Raw genomic sequence first — 24,898 nt, forward strand, 5'->3', positions numbered from 1 at the left:
ACAACCATCCCCACCTTGACTCACGTTTCGCCCCGCCGCGTCTCGCAAAATCCGCCGCCACCCGACGAGCGCACCCAACCTGTGACAATTCGGACTCACCCCGGCTTGGGAGTTACAATGAGGGAACCTTCATGCGCTATCTCGTTCTGCCCGCTGCGTTTCTCCTTGCGGCTTCGACCGCCGCCCTCGCGAGGGGCATCCTCGTCGCCGCCCCGGCGCCGGGCATGGACCTCGGCGTCGCCGGCCTCGTCATGGTGGCGGGGGCCGCGTTGCTGGTCCGTTGGCGTCGCTGACCGTCATCGGAAGCGATGTTCCGGTCGAGGCCGAAGTCCGGCCCCAACCGGAGCGCGACCCATCTCTTGCGTCGTCGAACGGACGGACGCCGCGGCTCCGGTCGCTTGCCCACGTCCGCCGACCGGAGCGGTGGGATCGAGCCTTGAGAACGCACGGCGAGCCCCGGTGACAGTCACCCAACCATCTGCCGCCGCCGCGCTCCGGCGGGCGCGAGTCGGGGACCGCGAGATCGTCCTCGCTTTTGTCGTCGGCGTTGCGGTCGCGATCAGCTGGCGCAGCGTCGTCGCATGGTCGCACGGGGATTTTTCAGCCGTCGCGCTGAGGGATCATTCCGGAGTGGGCGCCGGCGAGTTGCTCGCCCTCGGCGTGTTGGCCTATCTCGGCCTCGGGATTGGTCGCGACGACCTGCTGACCCGATCCGATCTCGCCGTGATGGCGGCGTGCAGCCTCGCTTTCGCCTTTCCGATGAGGATGGCGGCGGCGGTTCCGCTGATCGTGGCCGGGTTGAAGCTGCTTTTTCACAAGAATGCGCGAATCAGCTCGATCGGGCAGGTTCTCCTCGCCCTGGTCGGCTACGAATGGCTCGGACCGCTGCTGTTTCACCTCGTCTCGCCGACCCTGCTCGAGATCGAGACCACCGTCGTCCAGGCGGCCCTGGCGCCCCTGAACGGCGGATTCGCGCGCGACGGCCTCGCAATTTCGGCGCCGACCTGGTCCGGCGTCGTCGTGGAGGAGGGATGCTCGGCCTTCCACAACATCTCGCTGTCGACGCTGATCTGGATTTCGCTGCTCAAGCTCCAGACGCTGACGATGAGAAGCGTCTACGTCCTGATCGCGCTCGCCATGGCCGCGGCGACCATTCTCTTGAACACCTTGCGAATCGTGCTGATGGCGCAATCGCCCGAGTTGTACGACTACTGGCACAACGGCGCCGGCGTGCCGATCGTGACCTTCGTCATGCTGGCGGTCGCCCTGGTTCTCTGCCTGGGCGGGATGAGACTGGCTGCGGCCCGTTGACGGTCGGACCGGACCTCCTGCGCGCCACGGCGTTCGCGACGATCGGCCTGGCCGTGATCCTCGGGGTGACGACGCGAGTCGTCGCCCTGAAGCCGTTCGGTCCGGCCGCCGAGGCGTCCGCCGCGCCCATCGCGGCGCTTCGGGTCGGCCAGTCGCTCGGCGACGCGGCGATCGAAGGCGTCCCGGACGACGACCAACCCGGGATCCGCATCCGCGCCGCGCACTGCGCCGAGCCGATCTTCGCCGCGCCGCTCCTGCTGACCGCGGTGGCGATTCCGCGGCTCGTCGACAACGCCTACGGGACCAGGAGCGGCTACCAGAAGCTCGACGTCTACCGGGGGGAAATTCGCAACGAATTCTCGCGCCTTTCGCGGCTGCTGGCGCGCAGCCTGGCCGGGTCCTACAATTCGCCCGACGGGTTTTACGTCCGCTTCTACACGCCGAAGTCCTGCTCGATCTCCGACAGGGACTTCGCCGACTGGGCCGGCCGGATCGTGAGCGCGGCGTCGGCGGGCGAGCGCGGCGAGGATTGATTCGCGAAAAGGGCCGGCGGGGCGCCCGGGTCGACGGCGCTCTTGCGCCGCGGCTCGGCCTATTGCGCCGCCTCGTCGCGCAGCGCGCTCATCCGGGCGAGCTGGGCGCGCAACGGCGCCGGCTTCAGCGGCTTGTGCAGGATCACGATGTCGTGGCGCGCCGCCTCGTCGCGCGCCTCGGGGCTGCGGTCGGCGGTGGCCAGGATCGCCGGCAGCGGAAGGCCGAGGTCCGCGCGCAAGGCCAGGATCGCCGCGATCCCGTCGCTCTTGTCGAGGTGATAGTCGGCGATGACGAGGTCGGGCGGGCCGAAGCCGCCGAGCGCCTCGCGCGCCTCGGCGAGGCCGTTCGCCGTGACGACCAGGCATCCCCAGCGGCCGAGCAGCGTCCGCATGCCGTCGAGCACGCGCGGCTCGTTGTCGATCGCCAGAATCTTGAGCCCGCTCAGCGGCTCGCCGGCGACCGCGGCCGGGACGACGTCGGCGGCCTCGGGCCGGGCGGGCGCGGCGGCGGCGAGCGGGGCGGTGACGTGGAACACGGAGCCCGCGCCCGGTCGCGAAGCAAGGCCGACGGGATGGTCGAGCACCCGGCCGAGCCGCTCGACGATGCTGAGGCCGAGGCCGAGGCCGCGCGCGATCCGGGCGCCCTGGTCGAGCCGCTGGAACTCCTCGAACACCACGCGCTGCCGGTCGGCCGGGATGCCGAGGCCGGTGTCCCACACTTCGATGCGCAGCGCGCCCGGCACGCGCCGGCAGCCGACCAGGACTTTTCCGCGCACCGTGTACTTGACGGCGTTGGAGACCAGATTCTGCAACAGGCGGCGCATCAGCCGGCGATCGGTGCGGACCGCGAGCCGGGTCGGAACCATCCGAAGCGCGAGCCCCTTCGACAGCGCCAGCGGCGCGAACTCGACCTCCAGCATGCGCATGAGATCGGCGACCGGCGTATCGGACAGCTCGGGCCGGGTGGCGCCGGCGTCGAGGCGGGAGATGTCGAGCAGCGCGCCGAGAATCTCCTCCACCGCCTCGAGCGACATGTCGACCTTGCGCGCCAGATCGGCGCGGTCGTCGCCGCCTCTCGCGGCGCCCTCGACGAGCGAACTGGCGTAGAGGCGGGCGGCGTTCAGGGGTTGGAGAATGTCGTGGCTGGCGGCGGCGAGGAAGCGCGTCTTGGACAAATTCGCTTCTTCCGCCACGGTCTTGGCGGCGGCGAGCTCGGCGTTCAGGCGCTGCAGTTCGGCCGTGCGCTCGTCGACCCGTCTTTCCAGGAACTCGTTGGCGGCCTCCAGCGCCTCCTCGGTCTGCACGGTCTGGGTGATGTCGGTGTAGGTGGTGACGATGCCGCCGTCCGGCAGCCGGGCCGAGCGGATCTCGATCACCCGGTGGGTGGAGAACAGCCTCAGGCGCGTCGGCTGGTCGTCGTAGAGGAGCGAGGCGACGCGCTCGGCGACGAAATCCTCGGAATCGCCCGGGCCGTAGGCGCCGCGCGCGGCGTTGAAGCGGACGATCTCGTCGAGCCCGACGCCGTGGCGAAGCAGCGCCTGGGGAAGGTCGAACAGGTCGGCGAACTCGCGGTTCCAGGCGGTGAGCGCCAGGTTGGAATCGAACACCGTGACGCCCTGGCGGGCGTGGTCGAGCGCGTGCTGAAGCTGGTCGCGGCTCGACTGGATCGCCGCCGAAGCCTCGTCGATCAGCTTCAGCGCCGACTGGGTCGAGACGGCGCGGGGCCGCAGCAGCAGCGACAGGACCTGCCGCGAGGTCGAAGCGCCGATGGCGGGCGAGAGCAGGAACTCGGCGTGCCGGATCAGCTGCGCGCTCGCCTCCTGCTCGGGGTCGTAATCCTGCCCGCGCTCGCGCACGAAGGCGGCGAAGGCGCGCCGCGCCCGCGCCGCGCCGAGGTAGCGGGCGACGGCGGCCTCGAGCTCGCCGGCTGTGGTCGACGAGCGCCACAGGCGAAACGCCTGCGGCTTGCCGCCGGCGCCGGCGAAGGCGTTCGCCTGCGCCCGCTCGAGCGCGGTCGGCTGGCGCAGCAGGGAGAAGGCGACGAAGGCCGCGAGATTGAGGCCGAGCGAGACGACGACGCCGCCGACGAGCGGGCTCGGGGCGAAGGCGGTCAGCCCGGTCGGACTGAGCCAGGCGATCGCCAGCGGCCCGTGCTCCAGATAGGCCGCGATCGCCGCGTGCGACCCGAGCGAGGGCAAGAGCAGCAGGTAGAGCCAGGCCAACGATCCCGCCGCCATGCCGGCGAGCGCGCCGCGCGCGGTGCCGCGCCGCCAGAACAGGCCGCCGATGAAGGCCGGGCCGATCTGGGCGACGGCGGCGAACGAGAGCAGCCCGATCGACACCAGCGCCGTTTCGCTGGTCAGGCGCTCGTAGGCGAAGCCGAGCCCGAGCACGCCCAGGATCGACAGCCTGCGCACCCAGAGCGCCAGCGCGCCGATGTCGCCCGCCGCCGCGCCTTGCGTCGGGATCGCCTTGCGGCGCAGCAGCAGCGGCATCACCAGATCGTTGGAGATGGTGATCGCCAGCGCCAGGCTGTCGACCACGATCATGCCGGTCGCCGCCGACAGCCCGCCGATCATGGTGAACAGCGCGAGGCCGTGGGCGTGGGCGGCCAGCGGCAGCGCCAGCACCGTCAGGTCGCGATCGATCGCGCCGTCGGGGAACATCGTCAGGCCGGCGATGGCGAGCGGCGCGACGAACAGATTGATCAGCACCAGATAGGCCGGAAACAGCCAGGACGCCGTGCGGATGTCCGCCCGGTCGTGATTCTCGACCACCGCCACGTGGAATTGCCGCGGCAGCAGCAGAATCGCGAAAGCCGACAGCAGCGTGGTCACGCCCCACACCGCCGGGTCCGGCCGCGTCTGGACCACGGCGGCGATCTTCGGGTTCGACAGCGCCGCCTGCGTCAGGTCGGCGAGGCCGCCGTTCATCCCCCACACGACGAAGACGCCGACGGCGAGGAACGCCGCCAGCTTGACGATCGACTCGACCGCGATCGCCAGGATCAGCCCCTCCTGGCGCTCCTTCGGGTTGAGCCGGCGCGTGCCGAAGGCGATGGCGAACACGGCGAGCACGAGCGCGATCGCGAGCGAGAACGGCGCCGACGGCCTGCCCGCGACCAGCGCGGGCTTGTCGAGCGAAGCGACCACGGTCAGCAGCGTGGTCGACACCGCCTTGAGCTGCAGGGCCACGTAAGGCGCCGAGCCGACGAGCGCGATCAGCGCCGCGACCGCCGCGACCCGCTGCGACTTGCCGTAGCGCGCGGAGACGAAGTCGGCGACCGTCGTCAGGTTCTGCGCCCGCGCCAGACTGGCGATCCGCCCGACGAACGCTGAGCCGAGCCCGATGACCAGGATCGGCCCGATGTAGATCGGCAGGAAGTCGAGGCCGCGCGACGAGGCGAGGCCGACCGAGCCGTAATAGGTCCAGGAGGTGCAATAGACGGCGAGGCTCAGCGCATAGACGACCGCCCGCGGCCCGCCAGCGATGAACCGTCTGCCGCCCCTGTCGCCCCACCAGGCGATGAGGAAGAGAAAGAGGACGTATCCGATCGCCGCGATGGCAGCCGTGGCGCCGTTCATCGAGTTTTGCGCGCCCTCGCCGTTCGGTCCTGCTTCAGGATGCTCTTAGGGGGAGGCGGGAGCGGATGGCGACCTCGCTCCCGCCGTCGCGCGCTGAAGGACCCGGAGGAAAGGACCTCGCCATCCGAAGCGATCATGGGGCGCCCGCGCTGTCGCCACGGGCGGCGAGAGCAAGCCTCGCGACTTCGACGGTCGGGGGGATCGACTTCATCGCGGTGGCCCACGGGATCCCGTGATCGACGGAATGGTATCCGTGGCTCAGACGGTTGCGGGCGGAATACGCGTCCGACAGCCGAAGGTTGGGAAAGCGCGATTCCAGCCTGACGATTTGTCCCGCCGCTTCGCCGATGGCCTCGACACATTTGGCGACGGCGTCCTGGACCATCTCGTCGTCCATGAACACGCCTTTCGAAACCCCATCCGGATGACGCGCCAGTCGCTCGCCATAGCGAACGACGTCGCGCAGCCAGGCGTCGACCGGCCTTGGACGCCTCACGGGAACGCCTTCAGATCGCGCCCGGCGGTTTCCGCGGCCTCAGCCGACAGCCCGCCGGGAGTCGTCACGTCGACCTTGCAGCCGAGGACCAACGAAAGTTCCCGTTCGAGTCGGGCGAGGTCGAACAATGTCAGGTCGTCGCCGGGGTCGACGAGGATGTCCAGATCGCTCTGCTCGTCATCTTCCGCTCGCGCGGCCGATCCGAAAATTCTGGGATTCTTCACGTCAAAGCGCGTCAGAATGGTCGCCACGCGCTCGGCGTTCTCGCTCAAGGCTCGTGATGGTCGCATCTACCGCCTCCCGGAGCCTGCGTCGCCTCGGCCGCCTCGACCCTCATGATAAACCAGCGCCGCGCTCGCTGCTACGCGTCCCCCGGCCACTCCCGAGCCGCCGCCAGACCATCGCCCGTCGACCGGCGTGCGTCTTCCGGCGCCCCATTTGCGTCCAGGCGGAGCGCCCTCGCCCGTCCATGCGAACCGGCCGCGGAGGGCGCGTTCGAAGCGTCGGCTACAGCCAGGGGCGCGCCTCGGCGGACTTGCGTTCGAAGCGATCGATCGCCGGGGCCTCGACCAGGGTCAGGCCGATGTCGTCGAGCCCCTCGAGCAGGCGCCGCTTGCGGAACGGGTCGATCTCGAACCGCACCACGCCGCCGTCCGGACCGCGGATCTCCTGCGCCGGGAGGTCGATCGACAAAGTGGCGTTGGCGCCCCGCTCGGCGTCGTCCATCAGCTTGCCGAGGTCTTCCCGCGACACCTTGACCGGCAGAATGCCGTTCTGGAAGCAGTTGTTGTAGAAGATGTCGGCGAAATCGGTCGAAATCACGCAGCGGATGCCGAAATCGAGCAGCGCCCACGGCGCGTGCTCGCGCGACGAGCCGCAGCCGAAATTGTCGCCGGCCACCAGAATCGACGCCTTGCGGTATTGCGGCTTGTTGAGCACGAAATCGGGGTTCTCCGAGCCGTCGTCGCGGAACCGCATCTCGGCGAACAGGCCCGCCCCGAGCCCGGTGCGCTTGATCGTCTTCAGATATTGCTTGGGAATGATCATGTCCGTGTCGATGTTGTCGATCGGCAACGGGGCCGCCACTCCGGTCAGGGTCGTGAACTTGTCCATCGTTTCCACGGTCTCATGGGCTTTGAGGCCGGCCGCCGCCGGCCGGACTCTCGTCTTCGAGGCTCTAGCAAATGGCGCAGCGGTCGGCAAACCCGGTCAGAGATCCTGCTCGAGTTCGCGCGCGACCTCCTCCGGCGGGCGGTCGAGGTTGAGCGGGCGGGAGAAGCCGCCGGCCTTGTTCATGACGTAGACGATCGAGCTGTGGTCCATCGCATAGTCGCCGTCGGGCCCGACCGGACCTTTTCGCGCATACACCCGGTAGGCCTTCTCGACCGCGCCGATCGCCTGCGGGCTGCCCGAGAGGCCGATGATCGGGGCGCTGAAGCTCGAGGCGTAATCCTGCATCACCTTCGGCGTGTCGCGCTCGGGATCGACCGTGATGAACAGCGCCGGGATCGCCTTGTCGCCCATTTTCGCCAGCACGTCGGCGACGCGGGCGAGTTCGGTCGGGCAGACGTCGGGGCAATGGGTGTAGCCGAAATAGACCAGGAACGGCCGCCCGCGCAGGCTGTCGCTGGTGATCGTCCGCCCGTCGCCGTCGGAAAGCGCGAACGGGCCGCCGATCAGCGAGGGGGTTGCGCCCCGCTCCGGCGTCAGCGCGAGCCACGCCGCGATCGCCAGCACGGCCGCCGCGCCGATGGCGAGGGCGACGAGCCCGGGGCGCGCTGGAGGTCGGGAACCGGTTCGGCTGTTCGGCATGATCTCGTCTCTCGGCGATTCTGGCGACTGAATAGCGGATCGGACGCCGTCATACCACGCGCGGACGGCGAAAGGAGCGGCGCCGGGAGGCCGCGCCGGGCCGCGCCGGGTCCGGGCTTGCTCGCCGGCCATTCCTTCCTATGATCGCGCCGCGACGCGCTTTCGATCCCCGTCCGCGCGCCTGAGCATGAGGGAGCCGGCCGTTGCCGTCGAGCCGAGCCATGAGCGCCGGGCGTCAAACGGGCGGGCGCCCGGACCCCGCCGGCGCGCTCCCGACTCGGGTCTGAGGGCGTTTCGCGATGCCGCGCTGGCGCCCGCCCGATTTCACCCGAATGCTGGTCGGCCAGCACATCGTCAACGGCGTCAGCGTCGGCGCCGGCGTGCTGATGATCGCGCTCGCCGCCTCGGCGATCTTCGGCTTCGCCGCCGGCCAGCCGGCGACGCTGGGCGCGATTTCGGCGAGCATCTCGGACATGCCGTCGTCCTGGCGGGAGAAGGCGCGCACGCTGTCGTTCGGGTTCGCCCTCGCCCTGATCTCGACCTCCGCGATCCAGCTCGCCTTGCCATGGCCGCCGGTCGCGCTCGCCACCATCGGACTCATCGCCTTCCTGAGCGGCATGATCACCGGCTGGGGCCGCTGGGCGGTCGCGCTCGGCATGCAGATGCTGATCCCGCTGGTGTTCGTGCTCGGCTTTCCCCGCGAGACTCCGGCGGTCGCGCTCAAGATCCAGGCGCTGTTCGCGCTCGGCGGCCTCGTCTACATCGCCTTCGCGCTGCTCGCGACCATCGTCACCGATGCGAGCGCGCGCAGGCTGGTGGCGAGCGAGACGATTCGCGAACTGGCGATCTACCTGCGCGCGGTCGCCGCCGTGTTCGATCCGGACGCGGACTTCGAACAGGCCTACGGGTCGGCGATCCGCCAGCAGGCCATGCTGTCGGAGCAGCTGCAGTCGGCGCGCTCGGCGCTGCTCGACCGCCCCCCGCCGGGCTCCGAGCGGATGCGCCTCGCCGCCACCATCGGCGTTCTGCTCGACGCCTTCGACGCGCTGGTCGCCGCGCAGAGCGAGGTGACCAAGGTCCGCGCCGCGCCCGGGTCGGCGCCCCTGCTGACGCAGATCGGCGAAGCGTTGCGGGTCGGCGCGCTCGACCTGACCCATCTGAGCCTCGAGATCCTGACCACCGACCGGCCGACGCTGCCGCCGGACCACCAGCGCGCGATCGACGCCATGCGCCGCGAGGCCGAGCGGCAGCGCGAGCCGGAGGCCGCCCACGCCGAGGCGTGGGCGGCGCTGACAGCCGCGACCGAGCGTCTCGCGCTGGCGCTCGGCCACATTCGCAGGCTCGAACGGACGCTGTCCGACGACCGGGCGGCGGAGGCGGCGATCGGCGGCGTCGACCTCGCCGCGTTTCTGCCCCGGCGCTCCTACGCCTGGTCCACCCTGCGGCAGCATGTCCGCATCGCTTCGCCGGTGCTCCGCTATTCGGTCCGCCTGGCGCTCGCGATGATGGCGGGCGCGGTGGTCGCGCAATTCCTGGGCGACTCCGGCCACGGCAACTGGGTGCTGCTGACCATCGCCGTGGTGATGCGCGCCAATTACGGATTGACCAAGACGCGGCGCGACGACCGCGTGATCGGCACGCTGATCGGCTGCGTCGTCGCGGCGGGCGCGGTCGCCTGGGCGCCGGCCGGAGTCCTGGTCGCCGTGCAGGGCCTCGCGGTGGTGGTCATCCACAGCTTCGTGCGCCTGAATTACCGCCTGTCCTCGGTCGGCGCGTCGGTGATGGCGCTGGTGTCCCTGCACCTGATCCAGCCGGACCTTCCAGCGCCGATCGTCGCCCGTCTCGCCGACACGCTGGTCGGGGCGGCGATCGCGGAATTGTTCAGCTTCGTCTGGCCGTCGTGGGAGTTCGTCGACGCGCCCGGCATCGCGCGCCGCCTTCTGGCGAGGCTCGCCTCGTTCACCGACGTGGCGCTGAACGCCGCCGCCCCCACCCAGGACTACCGCCTGGCGCGCAAGAACGTGATCGAGGCGATCGCCGCGCTGTCCGATTCCGCCGGCCGCATGAGCGTCGAGCCGGTCGCGGCGCGCAAGGGGCTCGAGGAGATGGCGGCGCTGCTGATGGCTGCGCACGGCTACATCGCCCGCCTGTCGGCGGCGCGGCTCGACATCCGGGCGGGCGCGCCGCCGCCGGACGCGCAGACGCGCGCCCGCCTGCAACGGCTGCTCGCGCTGAAGGGCGGCGAGGCGCCGCCGGACGCGCCCGAGGCGGCGGCGCCGCTGGTCATAGCCGCCCTCGCCGTCGTCGCGGCGGCCGGGGTCTACCAGCGGGCGGCGAGGAGCGGACGCGACGAGCGGAAAGCGGACGCATAAAAAAGCCGCCCTGGCGTGAGACAGACCACGAACCTCGCTCGACGGGGGAACCCGTACGCGTCGAGGACGTTGAAGGGGCTGGGCCTGCACCTGATGCGGAGGACAACCCGGATGTCTAGCGTCGACTTTCATTACCCCGCCGAACGCGCTGTTCGTTATCTGAACGCCAACCCGCTGATCGAGGCGCTGCGTTTCCAGCCGGAAGATTTCGAATTGAAGCACGGCTGGCTGAACCACGCGCCGAGCCGGCATCGGTTCCAGTTCGAACGGTCTGGAAAGGTGACGATCGAAGCCAATTGCAGCTGCGCCGTCATGTCGATCAGACCCGAGCAGAAGCAGGAGCTGATCGCCATGTTCCACACCTGGCGCAGCGAATATTGGGTTCCGCTGCAGACGAACCAAGAGTTCGCCTCCCACTTCGCCCGACCGAACGCGTGGGTGCGGCTCGTCCGGGACATCCGCATGGCGTTCCGCCGCTTCGTGCGCCGTGAGGAGCCCGCCGGGCTTCCCGCCGCCGACGTCCTCGCGCCGAGGCGTGCGACGGCGGCTGAATAAGCCGCCCGGGCGGCTTGTCCGCCCCGATTCCCGAACGGCTGGTCGGCGAGGCTCGCCTTGCCGATCTCGCCCTTGGCGCGGGCCGATGGACGACCCCGTTTCGGCCGCTTCCCACACGCGATGCGATCGGTCTAAGGTCCGCCTCGAATTTCGGGGAGGCTACGGACCATGGGCCACGGCGTCGCGGTGTTCGATGTCGGCAAGACCAACGTCAAGCTCATCGTCTTCGACCGCGAGGGAAACGTCCTCGCCGAACGCTCGCAACCGAACGGGTCGCTGCCGCCGGACGCGCGCTGGCCCTATCTTCGCCTCGACACCGAGCGCGCCTGGGCCTTCCTGCTGGCGGCGCTGAAGGACATCGGCCGCGCCGTTCCGATCGCGGCTTTGTCGATTTCCGCCCATGGCGCGGCCGGCGCGCTGGTGACGGAGGACGGCCTCGCCGCGCCGCCGGTCGACTACGAATTCGACGGATTCGACGGAATCGACGCCGATTACGATGCGATCCGCCCGTCCTTCGAGGAGTGCCTGTCGCCGCGTCTGCCGCGCGGCCTCAACCTCGGGCGGCAGATCTTTTTCGTCGAGCGCGCCTGCCCGCGGGCCTTCGCCTCCGCCCGGGCGTTTCTCGCCTATCCGCAATACTGGTCCTGGCGGCTCTCGGGCGTCATGGCGACGGAAGCCACGGCGCTCGGCGCGCACACCGACCTGTGGCGGCCGAACGAGGGGCGGCTGTCGAGCCTGGTCGAGCGGGCGGGCTGGTCGGGCCTGTTCCCGCCGCCGCGCAAGGCCTGGGAGACGCTCGGGCCGCTCACGGCCGAGGTCGCGGCCGCGACCGGACTGCCGGCGGGCGTGCGGGTGATCTGCGGCGCGCACGATTCGAACGCCTCGCTCGTCCCTCACCTCGCGGCGCGCACGGACCCGTTCACCGTCGTCTCGACCGGGACCTGGGTGATCATCATGGCGGTCGGCGGCACGGGGAAGCTCGACCCGAGGGCGGACATGCTCGCCAACGTCGACGTCCTCGGCCGTCCGGCGCCGACCGCGCGGCTGATGGGCGGGCGCGAGTTCGCGGCGATCGCGGGCGAACGGCCGGCGGAAGCGCGCGAACCGGACGTGGCGGCGATCGTCGCCGCGGGGATCCTGGCGATGCCGTCCTTCAGCGACCAGGGCGGCCCGTTCGCCGGCCGCAAGGGCTGGATCGAGGGGGCCGAGCCGGCGACGCCGGCGGCGCGCGCGGCGCTGGCGACGCTCTATTGCGCGCTCATGACCGCCCATGCGCTGGAGCGCCTCGACGCGCCCGGCGACATCATCGTCGAGGGCGGATTCAACCGGACGCCGGCCTTTTCCGGCCTGCTCGCCGCGCTGACGCCGGGGCGGACGGTCCTCGTGGCGCCGGCCTCGGGCGCGGCGGAAGGCGCGGCGATGCTCGCCCTTTGGGGCGAGCCGCACGCGCCGCCCAAGTGTGCGCGCGCGACGCCCTGGGACGTTCCCGGCCTCGCGGGCTACGCCGAGCGCTGGCGGCGGGGGCTGTCGCGGTCCGCGCCGGCCTGACGGCCCGCGAGGGCGATCGGGCGGATTTCCGCGGGCGCCGGCCCTTGTCGGCGGGCCCGGCGCCCGGCCGCCGGCCGTGTCTGCGACGACGTTCGCGATCCGCCCCGCCGGCGCACGCGTCCCGCTCACGCCTGCAATTCGGGGGCGAGCGGCGCGTGATTGAGCAGCGCGACGAGCGCGACCCCGCCGAGCGTATTGCCGATGATGGTCGGGACGAAGAAGCCGACGAGATAGTCGCGGATCGAGGCGTGACCGCCGAAGACGGCGAACGCCGCCTCGACCGAGCCCGCGATGATGTGCGAAAAGCCGCCGATGGCGACCACATAGGTCAGCAGCATGATGACCAGCAGACGGGCGGAGCGCGCGCTCGGCAAGAGCCAGATCATCAGCGCGATCAGCCAGCCGGCGAACACGGACTTGATCGCGGTCGGCCAGAACGGGCCGGCGACGGCTTCGCCTGCGATCGCGTCCAGCGCCGCGCGGACCGGGCCCGGGAACAGGCCGTCGATCGCCAGCAGGCGCGCGAAAACCACCGTGCCCAGAATGTTTGCGCTGAGCACGACCGCCCAGAACCGGACCAGCGCCAGCCAGGTCGCCCGGTCGCGCCGGACCAGCAGGGGCAGCACGGCCGTCAGCGTGCTCTCGGTGAAGAGCTCCTGCCGCCCGAGGACGACGATCACGAAGCCGAGGCAATAGCCGGGGCCCGCCAGCAGCCGTTGCGACGGCCCGTCCGGCAGTCCGCTGCGGATCAGCGCCAGCGCGAGAAACGAGAAGCCCATCGACAGCCCCGCCGCCAGACCCGACCAGAAGGTCGCGCCGGCGCGGCGCGCCAGTTCCGCCTCGCCGTCCTTGCGCAGGATTTCGTGGATCACCACCGCTTGCGGCGCCGAATGCTCGGCGGCCTGGGTCTTCTCCGCCGGGTCGAGATTGCGGGACGAGTCGAATGGTCCCGCGCCGGCGCTTCCGCCGGACGCCATCACTCGGTCCCTTTGGCGACGAGTTCGCCATAGACGAGCGACGTGAACCGGTTGAGTCGATCGCGTCCGTTCGGCTTGCGGAACCCGGCCTTTCGCGCCTCGAGCCGGCAATAGGCGAGCGCCAGGCCGTTGACGATGTCGGCCTGTTTCTCATCGGGCGCGATCTGGCGGACGCGCTGGATCAGCGGGGGAATCGCCTGAAGCATCGTCGCGTCGGTGAGTCCGGACAGGGCCTGGTCGATCTGAGGATCGTTGAATGTGGGGACGCTTTGCGAGTCGGGGCCGACCATGCAGGGGTCGTTATGCTCTTCGGTCGCCCCGGGACCGGCGAGCGTGCTGATGGTCTTGGCGCGGATCTTGCCCACAAGTCCGGTCTGCGCAATGACGGGCGCCCTGTTGGACCAGGCGTTGCGCACGTAATCGGTGACGTCGGCGATCTCTTGGTCCGTCAGGGTCGCCCCGACCGCGGGCATCGGCGCATAGCTTCCGGTTGCGAGATGGCCTCCGAGGATTTGGCGGATCACGTCTTCCGGGCCCCTCGCGGTGACGACTTCATTGCCGGCGAGCGCGGGAATGCGGCCCGGCTGGCCTTTGCCGTCAGGCTGGTGGCAGAAAGCGCACTGGGTCAGGTAGACGCCCTCGCCCGAGGCATGCGGTCCGATCTCCCCGGAGGGGCGCGACGGCGTCGCTTCCGCGATCGGCGCGAGGTCCTTCAAGTAGATGGCGATCGCGTGCAGGTCGCTATCGTTGAGATAGGCGAGGCTCTCGTGGACGACCTGGGCCATCGGTCCGCCGGCGACGCGGCCGCCCGCGCTCGACCCGGTCTTGAGGTACTGGACGAGGTCGTCTTCCGACCATCCGCCGATCCCGTGGACGGGGTCGGAAGTCACGTTGGGCGCATACCAGTCGTCGACGTCGCCGCCGGCGAAGGGCTTCGAGGTCTCGGGCTCCATGGCGACGCCCTTGGGCGTATGGCAGTCGCCGCAATGGCCGAGTCCCTCGACCAGGTAAGCGCCGCGATTCCACGGATTACCCTTCGCGGGATCGGGCTTGAATTCGCCGGGACGGAAATAGAGCGCGTTCCACGCCGTAAGGCCGGCCCTGATGTCGAACGGGAACATCAAGTGTGACGGTTTGGACTTTTCGCTCGACGGCGGGACCGTGTTGAGGAAGGCGCGGATCGCGAGCACGTCGTCGCGGGTCACTTTGGTGAACCACTGATAAGGGAAGGCCGGATAGAGGTTGCGCCCGTGGTCGTCGATTCCCTCATGCAACGCGCGGTAAAACTGCTCGTCGCTCCAGGCGCCGATGCCGTTGGTCTTGTCGGGCGTGATGTTGGGGGCGTAAAGCGGTCCATAAGGCGAGTGGATCGCCGCGCCCCCGGCGTAGGGCGCGCCCCCGGGCGTGGTATGGCAGGCCTCGCAATCGCCGGCGCGGGCGAGATAGCCGCCTCTCTGCGCGAGCGACGGATCGGCCCCGTCGGATGCGGCTGTGGTGACGACTGCGATGAGGATTGCGCCGATCGCGGCCGAGGCTTTGGCCTGCTGCATGTCCCCTCTCCGTCAAGACGCCGCTACGCCTGCGGCCACCGTCAACGCGGCGCGACACGGGGAAGTTCCACGGCGATTTCCTGTCCGGTTCGAGCGCGTCCCGCCGTGACGTCGGTCGTCGCCCCCCTGTTGGCCCGCTGGCGACGCTCAATTGCGCGCTCATGACCGCCCAGCGCTGGAGCGCCCCGACGCCCCGGGCGACATCATCGCCGAGGGGCGGATTCGACCGGACGCCGGCCTTTTCCGGCCTGCCCGCCGCGCTGACGCCGGGGCGGACGATCCTCATGGCCCCGGCCTCGGGCGCGGCGACGCTCGCGCTTTGGGGCGAGCCGCATGCGCCGCCGAACCTTGGCTCGGCGCGGGCATGGGACGTCCCCGGGCTTGCGGCCTATGCGCAGAGGTGGCGGCGAGGGCTGCCGCGCGCTAAGCCGGAAGCGCGACGTCGCCCGCCCAGCGATCGCCGCTCAATTGGGGCGCATCCTTCCGCAATCGGGCAGAGGCATCCTTTGGCGCAAACGTTCGCCGACTTTGATACGGGGCTGCTGCTGGCGCTGGACGCCCTCTTGAGGGACCAGAACGTCACCCATGCGGCGACGCGACTCAACATCACGCAGTCGGCCCTCTCGGCGCGGCTGACGCGTCTTCGCCAGCTCCTCAACGATCCCTTGTTCATTCCGGCGGCCTCCGGTCGCGGAATGACGCCGACGCCCCACGCGAGCGCGCTTCAGCCCGAGCTGACGGCGCTCCTCGACAGGCTGAGCGACTTCCTCAACGCCGCCCATATTTTCGACCCGCAAACCACAACCCGTGTGTTCCGGATTGCTGCGACCGACAATCCGGCCGCGATCCTCGCGCCGGACCTGATTCCGATCATCAAGAGCGCCGCCCCGCGGGCGAAGATTGCTTTCACGTTTCCGGACAAGGCGAAGATCGCGGCTCACCTCGAGACCGGTTCGGTCGATCTGTTCGTTGGCACGGCGGAAGACGGATCGAATGACCTGATCTCGACGACATTGTTCGAAGATCAGTTCGTGACCGCCCAGCGGGTCGGACACCCGCGCGGCAAACTGCCGATCACGCTCGAGGAATTCTGTTCGGCGGATCATCTCTTGATTTCGACCCGCGGCGGCCAGTTCCAGGGCATGATCGACGCGGCGCTCGCCGACCTGGGTCGTGAACGCTCGGTAACGATCTCGATTCAGAGCTACGCTCTGGCGCCGCTCGTCTTGAGCAACAGCGACTGCCTGTGCACATTGCCGAGCCGGTTCCTGGAGCGGTTCAAGGCCGTGCTCGAGATCTACCCCCCGCCGCTCGCCCTTGCGCGTTTTGAGATGAGACTGTTTTGGCATGCGAGAATGCGGTCCGACCCTGCTCATGCATGGCTGCGCAAGCAGGTCGTGCAGGCCATCAAAGAGCGACGCGCGGGGTAGGCCTTTGCCGCGGTCCGCCCGCCGAGCGTTTTCACTCGGCGGGCGCCGCTGTCGGTCAGAACGACCAACAGGCCGGATTGCGCCGACTACGCGGCGACGTTTTGCGGGAACATCGCCCGCCGCGCCTGTTCGTCGAGATCGGCCTTGAACGTATGGCGTGACTTCAGTTGCAGGGCGCGAGCGACGGGGGCCCGCGCGGTCATCTCGGCGACGAAGCGCGCCACGTGGGGGTAGTCTCCCAGGCCCTTCTCGCCGAAAATGAAACCTGCGGAGGCCGCCCAACCGAACAGAGCGATGTCGGCGATGGTGTAATCGGCGCCCGCGAGGAATTTCGCCTCCGACAGTCGCTCGTCAACGACGCGGTAGTGCCGCTCGACCTCTCGGATGTAGCGGTTCTTCGCGTAAGGAATATCTTCCGGAGCGTAGTGAAGGAAGTGGGCGGCCTGACCGGAGAATGGCGACAGGCCCGAGGCGACAAATTCGAGCCAGGAAAAGGTCGCCGCCCGGGCCGCTCGCTGCCGGGGTAGAAACTTTTCATGCTTGTCGGCGAGGTAGAGCAAAATCGCGTGAGAATCGAACACGTTTACGCCGTCGTCGGTAATCGCCGGCACCTTCGCGTTTGGGTTCACCTTGCGAAATTCCTCGGCGTGCTGCTCGCCTTTCATGATGTCGACTGGGATCACTTCATATGGCAATTCAAGCTCTTCGAGGAGCACAGCAACTTTTGTCGAATTCGGAGTGGGGTGATAGTACAAGGTCAGCATTGCTGTCTTTCCGTGTTGTTGCGTACGTTCCGATCCCTGGATATTTGGTCCCAATCCAAGGCAGTCCACGCCGTGTCAGTAGCGCTGGACAATGCGATCATGCAGCCTCGACGTCGGTTTCACTAATCAATCCGATCGATAGGAGCTAATGTTCCGGCGACTGTGTGCAAGCGAGGGCTGACGTTGAAACGCCTATCGACGCCGATGAAGGGGTTTTCCAGCTCCATCCGTCGATCGCCCGGGAACCCGCTGAGCTCACGGTGCGCTTCGAGTCCGAGTTGGACCTTCCTCCGACGGAGCGCTCCGAGCTTCGATTTCTCCTACGCCTTGCCGCCACCGCGCCGGCTTGCTTAGGTGAGCGCAACGGACTCGAAAGGGGAAACGTCCATGGCTTACGGCTACACGCCGGCCGAGCGCGCCGAGCTGGATGCGCGCGCGCGCGTCATCCTCGACGCCTGCCCGGACGTCGGCAGCTTCATCCGGCGCAGTCTTTCGCCCGACCCCGGTCACGAGACACTGGTCTACCTGCGAACCGCCCTCGATCCCGATCCGGTCGTCACGCGCGCGGGCGCGTTTCTCGGGCTCGTCGAAGCGGCCCGGCTCTGGTTGCGGCGCAACGGCGTCGGGCCGCAGGACGTGGTCGCCATCCTCGCCCCGAACGTCACGGCCGTTTCGATCGCCGCCTGGGCGGCGATGAGCCATGCCGTCGTCCAGCCGCTCAACCTGCTGTTCAGCCGCGAAGCGATCGCCGCGCAACTCGCCGCCGTTGACGCGAAGGTGGTGTTCGTCCCTCCGCCCGGCAGCCCGGGCGGACTTTACGAAAAGGTCGCGGACCTCGGCGCGCTCGCCCCGAGCCTCGAAACAATCGTCATCCTGCCGATGGACGGGCGGGTCGCCTTCGGCGACGAGCCGCTCGCGCCGGCCTTGCCCCCGGCGCGCCCCGAGACGGCCAGGCCGGACGCGGTCGCCGCGCTCCTGCCGACCGGCGGGACGACCGGGGCGCCCAAGGTCGTCCCGCTCACCCACCGCAACATCGTCGCCTCCGCGACCGCTTCGATGCTGGCGCTGGACGTGAGGGCGGACGATCGCATCGTGATCGCGCTGCCGCTGTTCCATGTCGGCGGCGCCTTCTGCACGAGCCTGTCGGCGCTCGGGGCGGGCGCGACCATGATCCTCCCGACCGCCGGAGGATTTCGCAATCCCGAGGTCGTCGCCAATTACTGGCGCATCCTCGACAGGCAGCGCGCCACCATCGGCGGCCTGGTTCCGACCGGGCTCGCGGCCGCAGCCGAAGCGCCGGCCGAAGGCTGCGACCGCTCGCGCCTGCGCCTGTTCGCCACCGGCGCCTCCGTCTGTCCGCCGGAGATCGAGCGCCGGTTCCTGCGCGTCTGGCCGGGCGACTGCGTGCGCCAGATCTACGGCATGACCGAGTTCGCCGGCGCGATCACACAGACCCCCTCCGATCGCGCGCAGCGGCCGGGCTCGGTCGGGCTGCCCGCCGCGCTGGTCGAGGTCGCGGTGCTCGCGGGCGACACGATCCATCGCGGGGCCTCGCCGGTCGGCGAAATTCTCGCGCGCGGGCCGCAGATGTTCGCCGGCTATCTCGACCCACGCCAGCACGGCGCGAGCTTCCACGACGGCTGGCTGCGCTCCGGCGATCTCGGGCGAATCGGCGACGACGGCGAGGTCTATGTCACGGGACGCGCCAAGGACGTCATCATCCGCGGCGGCCACAACATCGACCCGACGGCGATCGAGGACGTCGCGATGCGCTTTCCGGGCGTGGGGCTCGCGGCCGCGGTCGGGCGTCCCGACGCCTACGCCGGCGAGACGCCGATGCTGTTCGTCACCCCATCGCCGGGCGCGGCGATCGACCCGGAAGGACTGGCGCGCTTCGTCGCGGCGGGCGTGATCGAGGGGCCGGCCCGCCCGCGCGCGATCGTCGCGATCGCCGACATGCCGATGACCCCGGTCGGCAAAATCTACAAGCCGCGCCTGCGCGAGCTCGCCGCCGAGGCGGCGGCGGGCGAGGCGCTCGCCGCCGCCCTGTGCGGCGCCGCATTCGAGGTTTCGGCCGGCCACCGCGACGGCGTCCTCGTCGTGACCGCGCGCGTCCCGGCCCCCCTGGTCGAGGACGCGCGCGCGGCGCTGGGGCGGTTCCCGTTCGGTTTCGACACGCTCCCCCTCTGACGTCAGGCGCCGGGCTCCCTGTGCGCCGCCTCGATCGCGCCGAGAACCAGGCTCGGATCGGCGGGCTCGGCGAGGGCTTCGGCGATCTCGTCGCGACGATTCTCCAGGTCCGGGACGCTGCGGCGCAGCTCTTCGAGCAGCGCGATCAGCTTGGCGGTCTTCTGCTCCGAGAGGATGGCGAGTTCGAGGGTCAGCTGGTCGCGCAGGGTCGAGAGTTCGTCGTCGTGTCGCTGTGCGATCAGAATCATCGCGGCGAGCAGGAAGCCCCCCGCCGAAACGGTCAGCGAGAGGAACGCGTACGGGTACGGGTCGGGCGCGACCCGGCCGGTCGCCGTCAGCCACGTGTTGAGGGCGACCCAGACCGTCACGGCGACGGCGATCACGGCCAGCGTCGCGGGCCTCGCGACCGCCGCGGTCGTGGTTGAGATGACCCTCTGCGCCCGACCCGCCCGGCGGAAATGCGACCGGTGCAGCTCGACGATCGCCGCCACCGATTGCTCGACGTGCGGCGGGACGCTCGGTTCGTCCATTGGCGTTCGGCCCCTCGCGCTGGCGGCGGGGCGAGCCGCGCCAGATTGCGTTCAACGTTCGAGTCGGCCAGGAGGTCCAAATTTATTTTCACGGTTCTCGCGGCCGGCGCCGCCGTTCGCGCGCCAGTGGCGCCGCGCGCGCCCCGGGTCTAAAGAGGGCGGAAAGTCGGGAACGCAAACCGGCGCCGGCCGGTTCACCGAGATGAAGGAAAAAAGCGCCATGAACGCCGAGAACGGTCCTTTCTTCACCCGCCGTCAGCACCCTTCGCCCGTCGCGGCGAACGTGCGCGCGACGCTGCTGGAGGACCCGGGTTTCGGGCGGGTGTTCACCGACCACATGGCGACCATTCGCTGGACGCAGGACGAGGGCTGGCGCGACGCCGAGATCCGGCCGCGGGAGCCGTTCCTGATCGACCCGGCCGCCGCCGTGCTGCATTACGCCCAGGAGATTTTCGAGGGGCTCAAGGCCTACCGCCTGAGCGACGGCGGCGTCGCCCTGTTCCGCCCGGAGCAGAACGCCCGGCGCTTCCAGGCCTCCGCCGAGCGGCTCGCGATGCCGGCGCTGCCGGAGGCCGCGTTCCTGAAGTCGATCGAGGAACTGATCGAGGCCGACGTCGCGTGGGTCCCCGGCGGCGACGGCAGCCTCTACCTGCGCCCCTTCATGTTCGCGGCCGAGCCGTTCCTCGGCGTCAGGCCGGCGGCGGAATACTGGTACGTGGTGATCGCCTCCCCGGTCGGCGCCTATTTCAAGGGCGGCAAGAAGGCCGTGACGGTGTGGCTCTCGGACGATTACACGCGCGCCGCGCCGGGTGGCACGGGCGCGGCCAAATGCGGCGGCAACTACGCCGCCAGCCTCGTCGCCCAGGCCGAAGCGATGAAGCACGGCTGCGATCAGGTCGTGTTCCTCGACGCCGCGGAGCGCAAATACGTCGAGGAGCTCGGCGGCATGAACGTGTTCCTGGTGTACGAGGACGGGTCGCTGCAGACGCCGCCGCTCGGCGGCACCATTCTGCCGGGCGTCACGCGCGACGCGATCATCACGCTGGCGAAGGCGGAAGGCCGCGCCGTGCGCGAGGAGCGGTTCAGCTTCGCGCAATGGAAGGCCGACGCTGAGGCCGGCAAGATCCGCGAGTCGTTCGCCTGCGGCACCGCCGCGGTGGTCACGCCGATCGGCGAGATCAAGGCGGCGGAGGGCGGCTTCGTGATCGGCAACGGCGGCGGCGGCGCGGTGGCGGAGGCCTTGCGGGCGAAGCTCGTCGGCATCCAGCGTGGCGACGTTCCCGACACGCACGGCTGGGTGCGGCGGGTGCTGTAGCCGCGAGCGCTGACCGAGGCCACGCGGGGCGGACCCGGCGGAAGTCCGGGGCCGCGGCCGATGCGCGCGAGGCGCCGCAGACAGGACGCTGAAGACCGAGACCCCGGCGCGCGTCGCCGACCCGCCGGAACGGGCGGAGACCCTGAGAAAGCGGCCGCGGGCGGCGAGCAGGCGCGGATTCGGTCCATTCGGCCTCGACCAGGCTTGGGCAGGCCCGCAGGCCTTGCCGCTCCCGAAGCCGACGCGGCCGCCAGCGGCGCCGGGGATGGACGAGCTGAAAATGGACACGTTTCGCGTCCGGGTTTACGTTCGATCAGCCCGGCCCGACGCCATCGTTGATCGGAGCGCGTCACGCTTTCCAAGGAAGCCCATCGTCAAGGCGCCATGTTCGGATTTGGAGAACTGCGTTGGTTCTTCGATGGCGATCGATCCCGGCTCTTTGTGGACTTCTGTGGTCCGCCTGGACCGCGCCGGCCGCCGAACCGCCTGATCCGACCTTCGAGAGTTTTCGCGAGATCCTGCTGCGAGAACGGCCGGTCTCGATCGCCGAAGCGATTCAGGCCATGCAACGGCGGTTTCCGTCGTATCTGTCTCATCACACGCTGGTTTACCGTAGTCTCAGCCTGCACGGATCGGACTACGAAAATCCCCGGGCGATCGTATTCGGAAGCACGGGCGACTTCATTCTTACGTTCAACGGCAATCCGAAGCACCGCGGCTACGGCTCGATCGAAGCGATGGCGTTCTCTCCCACTCGAGGCTACGCTTTTCGGCTCATCTCATTCGCGCAGGAGCCGAAGAACGCGGCTGATTTGATCGATGCCGACGAGATCGAATTGCGGACCGCGAATCTTCTGATCTCGAAACCAAATCCCCGTATCTGTACGAGTTGTCACGATGAGATCAATCCACGGCCGATCTGGGAGCCGTTCGCGGTCTGGCCGGGCGTTTATGGCAGCGCCGACGATCGGCTGTTTCGCTTTCTGTTCGATTCCGAGGGGCGGTCGCTTCCGTCCGGCGTGTCGTCGGCGCCGGACCTGGCCGGACCGGACAGCGAGAAGGACGGATTTGTCCGATATCTCGCCAACAGACCCCGGCACGCCCGCTACAGGTTGCTTCCGCTCCCGCAAGGTCTCGCGATCGAAGGCTTCGAAAGCGAGCCGACGCAGGGGGCGGAGAACCGGCCCAACCTCGCGCTGACGAAGCTGTTCTCCATTCAGGCGGCCAAATTGATCGCACGCGATGCAGGCGTGGGGCCGGACAGCCGCAGAAAACTGGTTCTGCTGGCCGCGACCGAATGCCTGCGCGGTCAACCGAGCGGACCGCCCCCCGCCGCCCTGAAGGAGATTGTCGCGGACGCAGACGTTTGGCGGCAAACCTTCAAAAGGGACATTGCCGGGCAGATGAAGCGAAATTTGAACCGGATGCAGGAATATTTCGACAACAATCTGCGTCTGATCGATTCCGCACTCCCTGAAGAGCGCGAGTCGTACAAATTATACTATCTGGCGTCGGCGCTTGAGCGAATAGGAATGAATATCGAGGATTATTCAATTAACGTGAATAGAGTCAATAGCTATGAAGACGGAGGGCATGGCTTCTTTGCGCTGGGACTGATTCTGCGCGAAACGCTGCAGGAGCGGCTGCAACTCGATCATATCCCTTCCTGCGCGGAGGTTTATGGCGTGCTCGAGTCCGGACGCTAACGGACACGGCCCGAACGCTTCGGCGCCGACTCGCGGCGACGCTCCGCCCTCTTCCGCCGCTCCCGCGCCCTTGCGCTGGCGCGCCCGGGCTGACGGCGGCGCCCGCCGCCCTCACCCTCTCACGTAGTTCCCAGGCGCGTCGCAGAGCGGCGGCAGGCCGGCCTCGGTCGCGCCCATGCGCGGCGGCGGCGCGTCGTCGCCCGAGCCCGCCGCGCGCAGCCACGCTTCCCAGGCCGGCCACCACGAGCCCTGATAGGACGGCGCGGCGGCGACCCAGGTGTCCGGCTCGACATAGCGCTCGCTACGTCCCATCGTCATGAGTTGATACGAGCTGCGCTTGCCGTTCGGCGGGTTGACGATGCCGACGTTGTGGCCGCCCGACGCCAGCGTGAAGGTGACGTCGGTGTCGGTGAACAGACAGATCTTGTAGACCGATTTCCAGGGGGCGATGTGGTCGCGCGCCATGCCGACGACGAAGATCGGCGCGCGGATGTCGCGCAGCGCGATCTTGCGCCCGTCGACCGCGTAGCGGCCGGAGGTGAGGCGGTTCTCGAGGTAGAGGCCGTGCAGGTACTGGCTGTGCATGCGCGCGGGCATGCGGGTCTGGTCGGCGTTCCAGGCCATCAGCGCCGACATCTCGTCGCGCTCGCCGAGCACGTATTCACGGATACACTTGCCCCAGATCAGCTCGTCCGAGCGCAACGCCTGGAAGGCGCCGGCCATCTGCCGGCTGTCGAGAAAGCCCTGGTCCCACATCAGGTCGTCGAGCAGCATGATCTGCCCTTCGTCGAGGAACAGCATGATCTCGCCGGCTTCGGCGAAATCCGTCTGCGAGGCGAACAGGGTCATGCTCGCGATCCGGTCGTCGCCGTCGCGCGCCAGCGTCGCCGCGGCGATCGCGAGGATCGTTCCGCCGAGGCAATATCCGCAGGTATGGACCTTTCGGTCGGGAACGATGGCCGAGACCGCGTCGAGCGCGGCCTCGACGCCGAGGCGGCGGTAGTCGTCGAGGCCGACGTTGCGGTCGCGCGCGTCCGGGTTCTTCCACGACACCATAAACACCGTGTGGCCGCGCTCGACCAGCCAGCGCGCCAGCGAGGTCTTCGGCTCGAGGTCGAGGATGTAGTATTTCATGATCCAGGCCGGGATGATCAGGATCGGCTCGGCCGACACCCTGGCCGTCGTCGGCTCGTACTGGATCAACTCCATGAGGTCGTTGCGGAACACGACCTTGCCGGGGGTGATCGCCACGTCGCGGCCGACCTGGAAATTCTCGGCGCCGACCGGCGGCCGGCCGGCGAGCATGCGGTCGAAATCCTCGAGCCAGTTGGCCGCGCCGCGCGCGAGGTTCTGCCCGCCCTCGTTGATTGTCTTGGCGATGCTGACCGGGTTCATCCACGGGATGTTGCTCGGCGACACGACATCGACCGCCGCGCGCGCCATGAAGGCGGCCTCGGCCTCGCGCTCGCGCGCCAGACCCGGCACGTCACGGGTCGCGTCCGCCCACCACGCCTCGGCGCCGAGGAAGTTCTGGACGAACACGTTGAACGGCCATTGCGACCAGCCGGGATCGGCGAAGCGGTGGTCGGTCTGCGCCGGCGCGAAGGGCGCCGAGTGGCGACCGTCGGCGACGGAATAGGGATACCACATCGCCAGCCGCGCCGCGGTCATCGCCGCGGTCTGGGCGAGCTCGGCGCGCTTGCCGGGCGCCTGCGCCAAATGCAGCATCCAGTCGGCGACCGTCTGGACGAGCGCGTCGGGAGAAATTCCCTGGGTGGCGCGCGCCATCAGGGCGCGGGCCATCCGGTCCAGGGTGCGATAATCGGGCTGGGCGCCGCCGGGCTGCTGCGGCCGGGGAAACGGCGCGACGCCCGGCGCCTTGGCGCGCTCAAGCACCGGGGAAGCGAGAGCGACCGCGGTCGCCTGCGTCCGCTCGTGCGCCGGAAGGAGCTCGGCGCTCTTGTCAGTCGGTCTGTCGTCCATGGCTCGGTTCCCCGGCGCCCGGGCTTTGCGCGCCCGAAACCCCGTCTCGGGGCGAGCGATGCTTAGCGCGGGAGGCGCGGCTCCGCGTTGATCCCCCTCAACTGGAGCTTACTTTCCGCACGCAGGCGGGGCCTCGACCCGGCCGAGGTCGAGTTGGAGGTGGAAGTCGCCCGCGTCTACACGACGTGGAAACGCGCCTCTCGAGAGAGGAACGACCCCAGCTAGCGCGGCGATGAGCGCGA

At 69.4% G+C, this 24,898-nt stretch carries 20 protein-coding genes; 10 read left to right on the top strand and 10 right to left on the bottom strand.

What is annotated here, in order from left to right:
* The first annotated feature begins 131 nt into the window (after nucleotides 1-131).
* From DFR50_RS32050 to DFR50_RS11220, 3 genes are all read left to right on the top strand, one after another.
* Nucleotides 132-293 carry a hypothetical protein gene (locus DFR50_RS32050; protein ID WP_170153166.1) on the top strand — a complete coding sequence of 54 codons (162 nt, stop codon included), beginning with the start codon at nucleotides 132-134 and terminating at the stop codon, nucleotides 291-293.
* A gap of 166 nt (nucleotides 294-459) precedes the next feature.
* Nucleotides 460-1,311: an archaeosortase/exosortase family protein gene (locus tag DFR50_RS11215; RefSeq protein WP_170153167.1), complete on the top strand. Its 852-nt coding sequence runs from the start codon at nucleotides 460-462 to the stop codon at nucleotides 1,309-1,311.
* A complete protein-coding gene (locus DFR50_RS11220) occupies nucleotides 1,308-1,844 on the top strand; it encodes a hypothetical protein (RefSeq protein ID WP_113889305.1) in 537 nt (178 codons plus the stop codon). Before DFR50_RS11215 ends, DFR50_RS11220 begins: the two co-directional genes overlap by 4 nt.
* Before the next feature lie 59 nt (nucleotides 1,845-1,903).
* On the opposite strand, the gene DFR50_RS11225 is transcribed toward DFR50_RS11220, so the two are convergent.
* The 5 genes from DFR50_RS11225 to DFR50_RS11245 all read right to left on the bottom strand — a co-directional run bounded on the left by DFR50_RS11225 (nucleotide 1,904) and on the right by DFR50_RS11245 (nucleotide 7,736).
* Complete coding sequence (locus DFR50_RS11225; RefSeq protein WP_113889306.1) at nucleotides 1,904-5,428, bottom strand: PAS domain-containing hybrid sensor histidine kinase/response regulator; 3,525 nt, start codon at nucleotides 5,426-5,428, stop codon at nucleotides 1,904-1,906.
* A 133-nt stretch (nucleotides 5,429-5,561) separates the two neighbouring features.
* Complete coding sequence (locus tag DFR50_RS11230) at nucleotides 5,562-5,924, bottom strand: HepT-like ribonuclease domain-containing protein (RefSeq protein ID WP_113889307.1); 363 nt, start codon at nucleotides 5,922-5,924, stop codon at nucleotides 5,562-5,564.
* Entirely contained in the window at nucleotides 5,921-6,214 is a 294-nt protein-coding gene (locus DFR50_RS11235) for a nucleotidyltransferase family protein (protein ID WP_113889308.1), read from the bottom strand. Before DFR50_RS11235 ends, DFR50_RS11230 begins: the two co-directional genes overlap by 4 nt.
* A gap of 217 nt (nucleotides 6,215-6,431) precedes the next feature.
* Nucleotides 6,432-7,037 (bottom strand): 3-isopropylmalate dehydratase small subunit, encoded by a 606-nt coding sequence (leuD, locus tag DFR50_RS11240; protein ID WP_113889309.1) that lies wholly within the window; start codon nucleotides 7,035-7,037, stop codon nucleotides 6,432-6,434.
* A 96-nt stretch (nucleotides 7,038-7,133) separates the two neighbouring features.
* On the bottom strand, nucleotides 7,134-7,736 hold the full coding sequence (locus DFR50_RS11245; RefSeq protein WP_113889310.1) for an SCO family protein: 603 nt from the start codon (nucleotides 7,734-7,736) through the stop codon (nucleotides 7,134-7,136).
* Nucleotides 7,737-8,035: 299 nt separating this feature from the next.
* Between DFR50_RS11245 and DFR50_RS11250 the strand changes: the two genes are divergently transcribed.
* The 3 genes from DFR50_RS11250 to DFR50_RS11260 all read left to right on the top strand — a co-directional run bounded on the left by DFR50_RS11250 (nucleotide 8,036) and on the right by DFR50_RS11260 (nucleotide 12,211).
* Nucleotides 8,036-10,108, top strand: a complete 2,073-nt coding sequence (locus DFR50_RS11250; protein ID WP_113889311.1) for an FUSC family protein — start codon at nucleotides 8,036-8,038, stop codon at nucleotides 10,106-10,108.
* A 111-nt stretch (nucleotides 10,109-10,219) separates the two neighbouring features.
* The gene (locus tag DFR50_RS11255) at nucleotides 10,220-10,663 is read left to right on the top strand and encodes a hypothetical protein (protein WP_113889312.1); all 444 of its coding nucleotides are present in this window, start codon (nucleotides 10,220-10,222) and stop codon (nucleotides 10,661-10,663) included.
* A 168-nt stretch (nucleotides 10,664-10,831) separates the two neighbouring features.
* Nucleotides 10,832-12,211 carry an FGGY-family carbohydrate kinase gene (locus tag DFR50_RS11260; RefSeq protein WP_113889313.1) on the top strand — a complete coding sequence of 460 codons (1,380 nt, stop codon included), beginning with the start codon at nucleotides 10,832-10,834 and terminating at the stop codon, nucleotides 12,209-12,211.
* A 125-nt stretch (nucleotides 12,212-12,336) separates the two neighbouring features.
* Here DFR50_RS11260 and DFR50_RS11265 read toward each other — a convergent pair whose 3' ends face one another.
* Complete coding sequence (locus DFR50_RS11265) at nucleotides 12,337-13,188, bottom strand: formate/nitrite transporter family protein (RefSeq protein WP_113889314.1); 852 nt, start codon at nucleotides 13,186-13,188, stop codon at nucleotides 12,337-12,339.
* Nucleotides 13,188-14,738 carry a c-type cytochrome gene (locus tag DFR50_RS11270; RefSeq protein WP_113889315.1) on the bottom strand — a complete coding sequence of 517 codons (1,551 nt, stop codon included), beginning with the start codon at nucleotides 14,736-14,738 and terminating at the stop codon, nucleotides 13,188-13,190. Before DFR50_RS11270 ends, DFR50_RS11265 begins: the two co-directional genes overlap by 1 nt.
* A 284-nt stretch (nucleotides 14,739-15,022) precedes the next feature.
* Between DFR50_RS11270 and DFR50_RS33300 the strand changes: the two genes are divergently transcribed.
* Complete coding sequence (locus DFR50_RS33300; protein WP_113889438.1) at nucleotides 15,023-16,168, top strand: LysR family transcriptional regulator; 1,146 nt, start codon at nucleotides 15,023-15,025, stop codon at nucleotides 16,166-16,168.
* A gap of 86 nt (nucleotides 16,169-16,254) precedes the next feature.
* Here the strand turns inward: DFR50_RS33300 and DFR50_RS11280 are convergent, their stop codons facing one another.
* Nucleotides 16,255-16,932: a glutathione S-transferase family protein gene (locus tag DFR50_RS11280; protein WP_210208864.1), complete on the bottom strand. Its 678-nt coding sequence runs from the start codon at nucleotides 16,930-16,932 to the stop codon at nucleotides 16,255-16,257.
* Nucleotides 16,933-17,319: 387 nt separating this feature from the next.
* Between DFR50_RS11280 and DFR50_RS11285 the strand changes: the two genes are divergently transcribed.
* Entirely contained in the window at nucleotides 17,320-19,122 is a 1,803-nt protein-coding gene (locus DFR50_RS11285) for an AMP-binding protein (protein ID WP_113889316.1), read from the top strand.
* A 2-nt stretch (nucleotides 19,123-19,124) separates the two neighbouring features.
* On the opposite strand, the gene DFR50_RS11290 is transcribed toward DFR50_RS11285, so the two are convergent.
* Nucleotides 19,125-19,652, bottom strand: coding sequence for a DUF1003 domain-containing protein (locus tag DFR50_RS11290; protein WP_113889317.1), 528 nt, complete (start codon nucleotides 19,650-19,652; stop codon nucleotides 19,125-19,127).
* Nucleotides 19,653-19,872: 220 nt separating this feature from the next.
* Between DFR50_RS11290 and DFR50_RS11295 the strand changes: the two genes are divergently transcribed.
* Together DFR50_RS11295 and DFR50_RS11300 are read left to right on the top strand one after the other, a co-directional pair.
* Nucleotides 19,873-20,967 carry a branched-chain amino acid aminotransferase gene (locus DFR50_RS11295; RefSeq protein WP_113889318.1) on the top strand — a complete coding sequence of 365 codons (1,095 nt, stop codon included), beginning with the start codon at nucleotides 19,873-19,875 and terminating at the stop codon, nucleotides 20,965-20,967.
* A gap of 407 nt (nucleotides 20,968-21,374) precedes the next feature.
* Nucleotides 21,375-22,673: a hypothetical protein gene (locus tag DFR50_RS11300; RefSeq protein ID WP_113889319.1), complete on the top strand. Its 1,299-nt coding sequence runs from the start codon at nucleotides 21,375-21,377 to the stop codon at nucleotides 22,671-22,673.
* Between the two features lie 111 nt (nucleotides 22,674-22,784).
* Here DFR50_RS11300 and DFR50_RS11305 read toward each other — a convergent pair whose 3' ends face one another.
* Nucleotides 22,785-24,656 (bottom strand): PHA/PHB synthase family protein, encoded by a 1,872-nt coding sequence (locus DFR50_RS11305; RefSeq protein WP_113889320.1) that lies wholly within the window; start codon nucleotides 24,654-24,656, stop codon nucleotides 22,785-22,787.
* Nucleotides 24,657-24,898 lie beyond the last annotated feature (242 nt).

Source organism: Roseiarcus fermentans (assembly GCF_003315135.1).
GTDB lineage: Bacteria > Pseudomonadota > Alphaproteobacteria > Rhizobiales > Beijerinckiaceae > Roseiarcus > Roseiarcus fermentans.

What these genes read in the sequence shown, in the direction of transcription:
- DFR50_RS11285 (WP_113889316.1), top strand. Translation starts at nt 17,320, where the DNA reads ATGGCTTACGGCTACACGCCGGCCGAGCGCGCCGAGCTGGATGCGCGC.
- leuD (WP_113889309.1), bottom strand. Translation starts at nt 7,037, where the DNA reads ATGGACAAGTTCACGACCCTGACCGGAGTGGCGGCCCCGTTGCCGATC.
- DFR50_RS11295 (WP_113889318.1), top strand. Translation starts at nt 19,873, where the DNA reads ATGAACGCCGAGAACGGTCCTTTCTTCACCCGCCGTCAGCACCCTTCG.
- DFR50_RS32050 (WP_170153166.1), top strand. Translation starts at nt 132, where the DNA reads ATGCGCTATCTCGTTCTGCCCGCTGCGTTTCTCCTTGCGGCTTCGACC.
- DFR50_RS11235 (WP_113889308.1), bottom strand. Translation starts at nt 6,214, where the DNA reads ATGCGACCATCACGAGCCTTGAGCGAGAACGCCGAGCGCGTGGCGACC.
- DFR50_RS11305 (WP_113889320.1), bottom strand. Translation starts at nt 24,656, where the DNA reads ATGGACGACAGACCGACTGACAAGAGCGCCGAGCTCCTTCCGGCGCAC.
- DFR50_RS11260 (WP_113889313.1), top strand. Translation starts at nt 10,832, where the DNA reads ATGGGCCACGGCGTCGCGGTGTTCGATGTCGGCAAGACCAACGTCAAG.
- DFR50_RS11225 (WP_113889306.1), bottom strand. Translation starts at nt 5,428, where the DNA reads ATGAACGGCGCCACGGCTGCCATCGCGGCGATCGGATACGTCCTCTTT.
- DFR50_RS11290 (WP_113889317.1), bottom strand. Translation starts at nt 19,652, where the DNA reads ATGGACGAACCGAGCGTCCCGCCGCACGTCGAGCAATCGGTGGCGGCG.
- DFR50_RS11265 (WP_113889314.1), bottom strand. Translation starts at nt 13,188, where the DNA reads ATGGCGTCCGGCGGAAGCGCCGGCGCGGGACCATTCGACTCGTCCCGC.
- DFR50_RS33300 (WP_113889438.1), top strand. Translation starts at nt 15,023, where the DNA reads ATGGCCCCGGCCTCGGGCGCGGCGACGCTCGCGCTTTGGGGCGAGCCG.
- DFR50_RS11250 (WP_113889311.1), top strand. Translation starts at nt 8,036, where the DNA reads ATGCCGCGCTGGCGCCCGCCCGATTTCACCCGAATGCTGGTCGGCCAG.
- DFR50_RS11245 (WP_113889310.1), bottom strand. Translation starts at nt 7,736, where the DNA reads ATGCCGAACAGCCGAACCGGTTCCCGACCTCCAGCGCGCCCCGGGCTC.
- DFR50_RS11270 (WP_113889315.1), bottom strand. Translation starts at nt 14,738, where the DNA reads ATGCAGCAGGCCAAAGCCTCGGCCGCGATCGGCGCAATCCTCATCGCA.
- DFR50_RS11255 (WP_113889312.1), top strand. Translation starts at nt 10,220, where the DNA reads ATGTCTAGCGTCGACTTTCATTACCCCGCCGAACGCGCTGTTCGTTAT.
- DFR50_RS11280 (WP_210208864.1), bottom strand. Translation starts at nt 16,932, where the DNA reads ATGCTGACCTTGTACTATCACCCCACTCCGAATTCGACAAAAGTTGCT.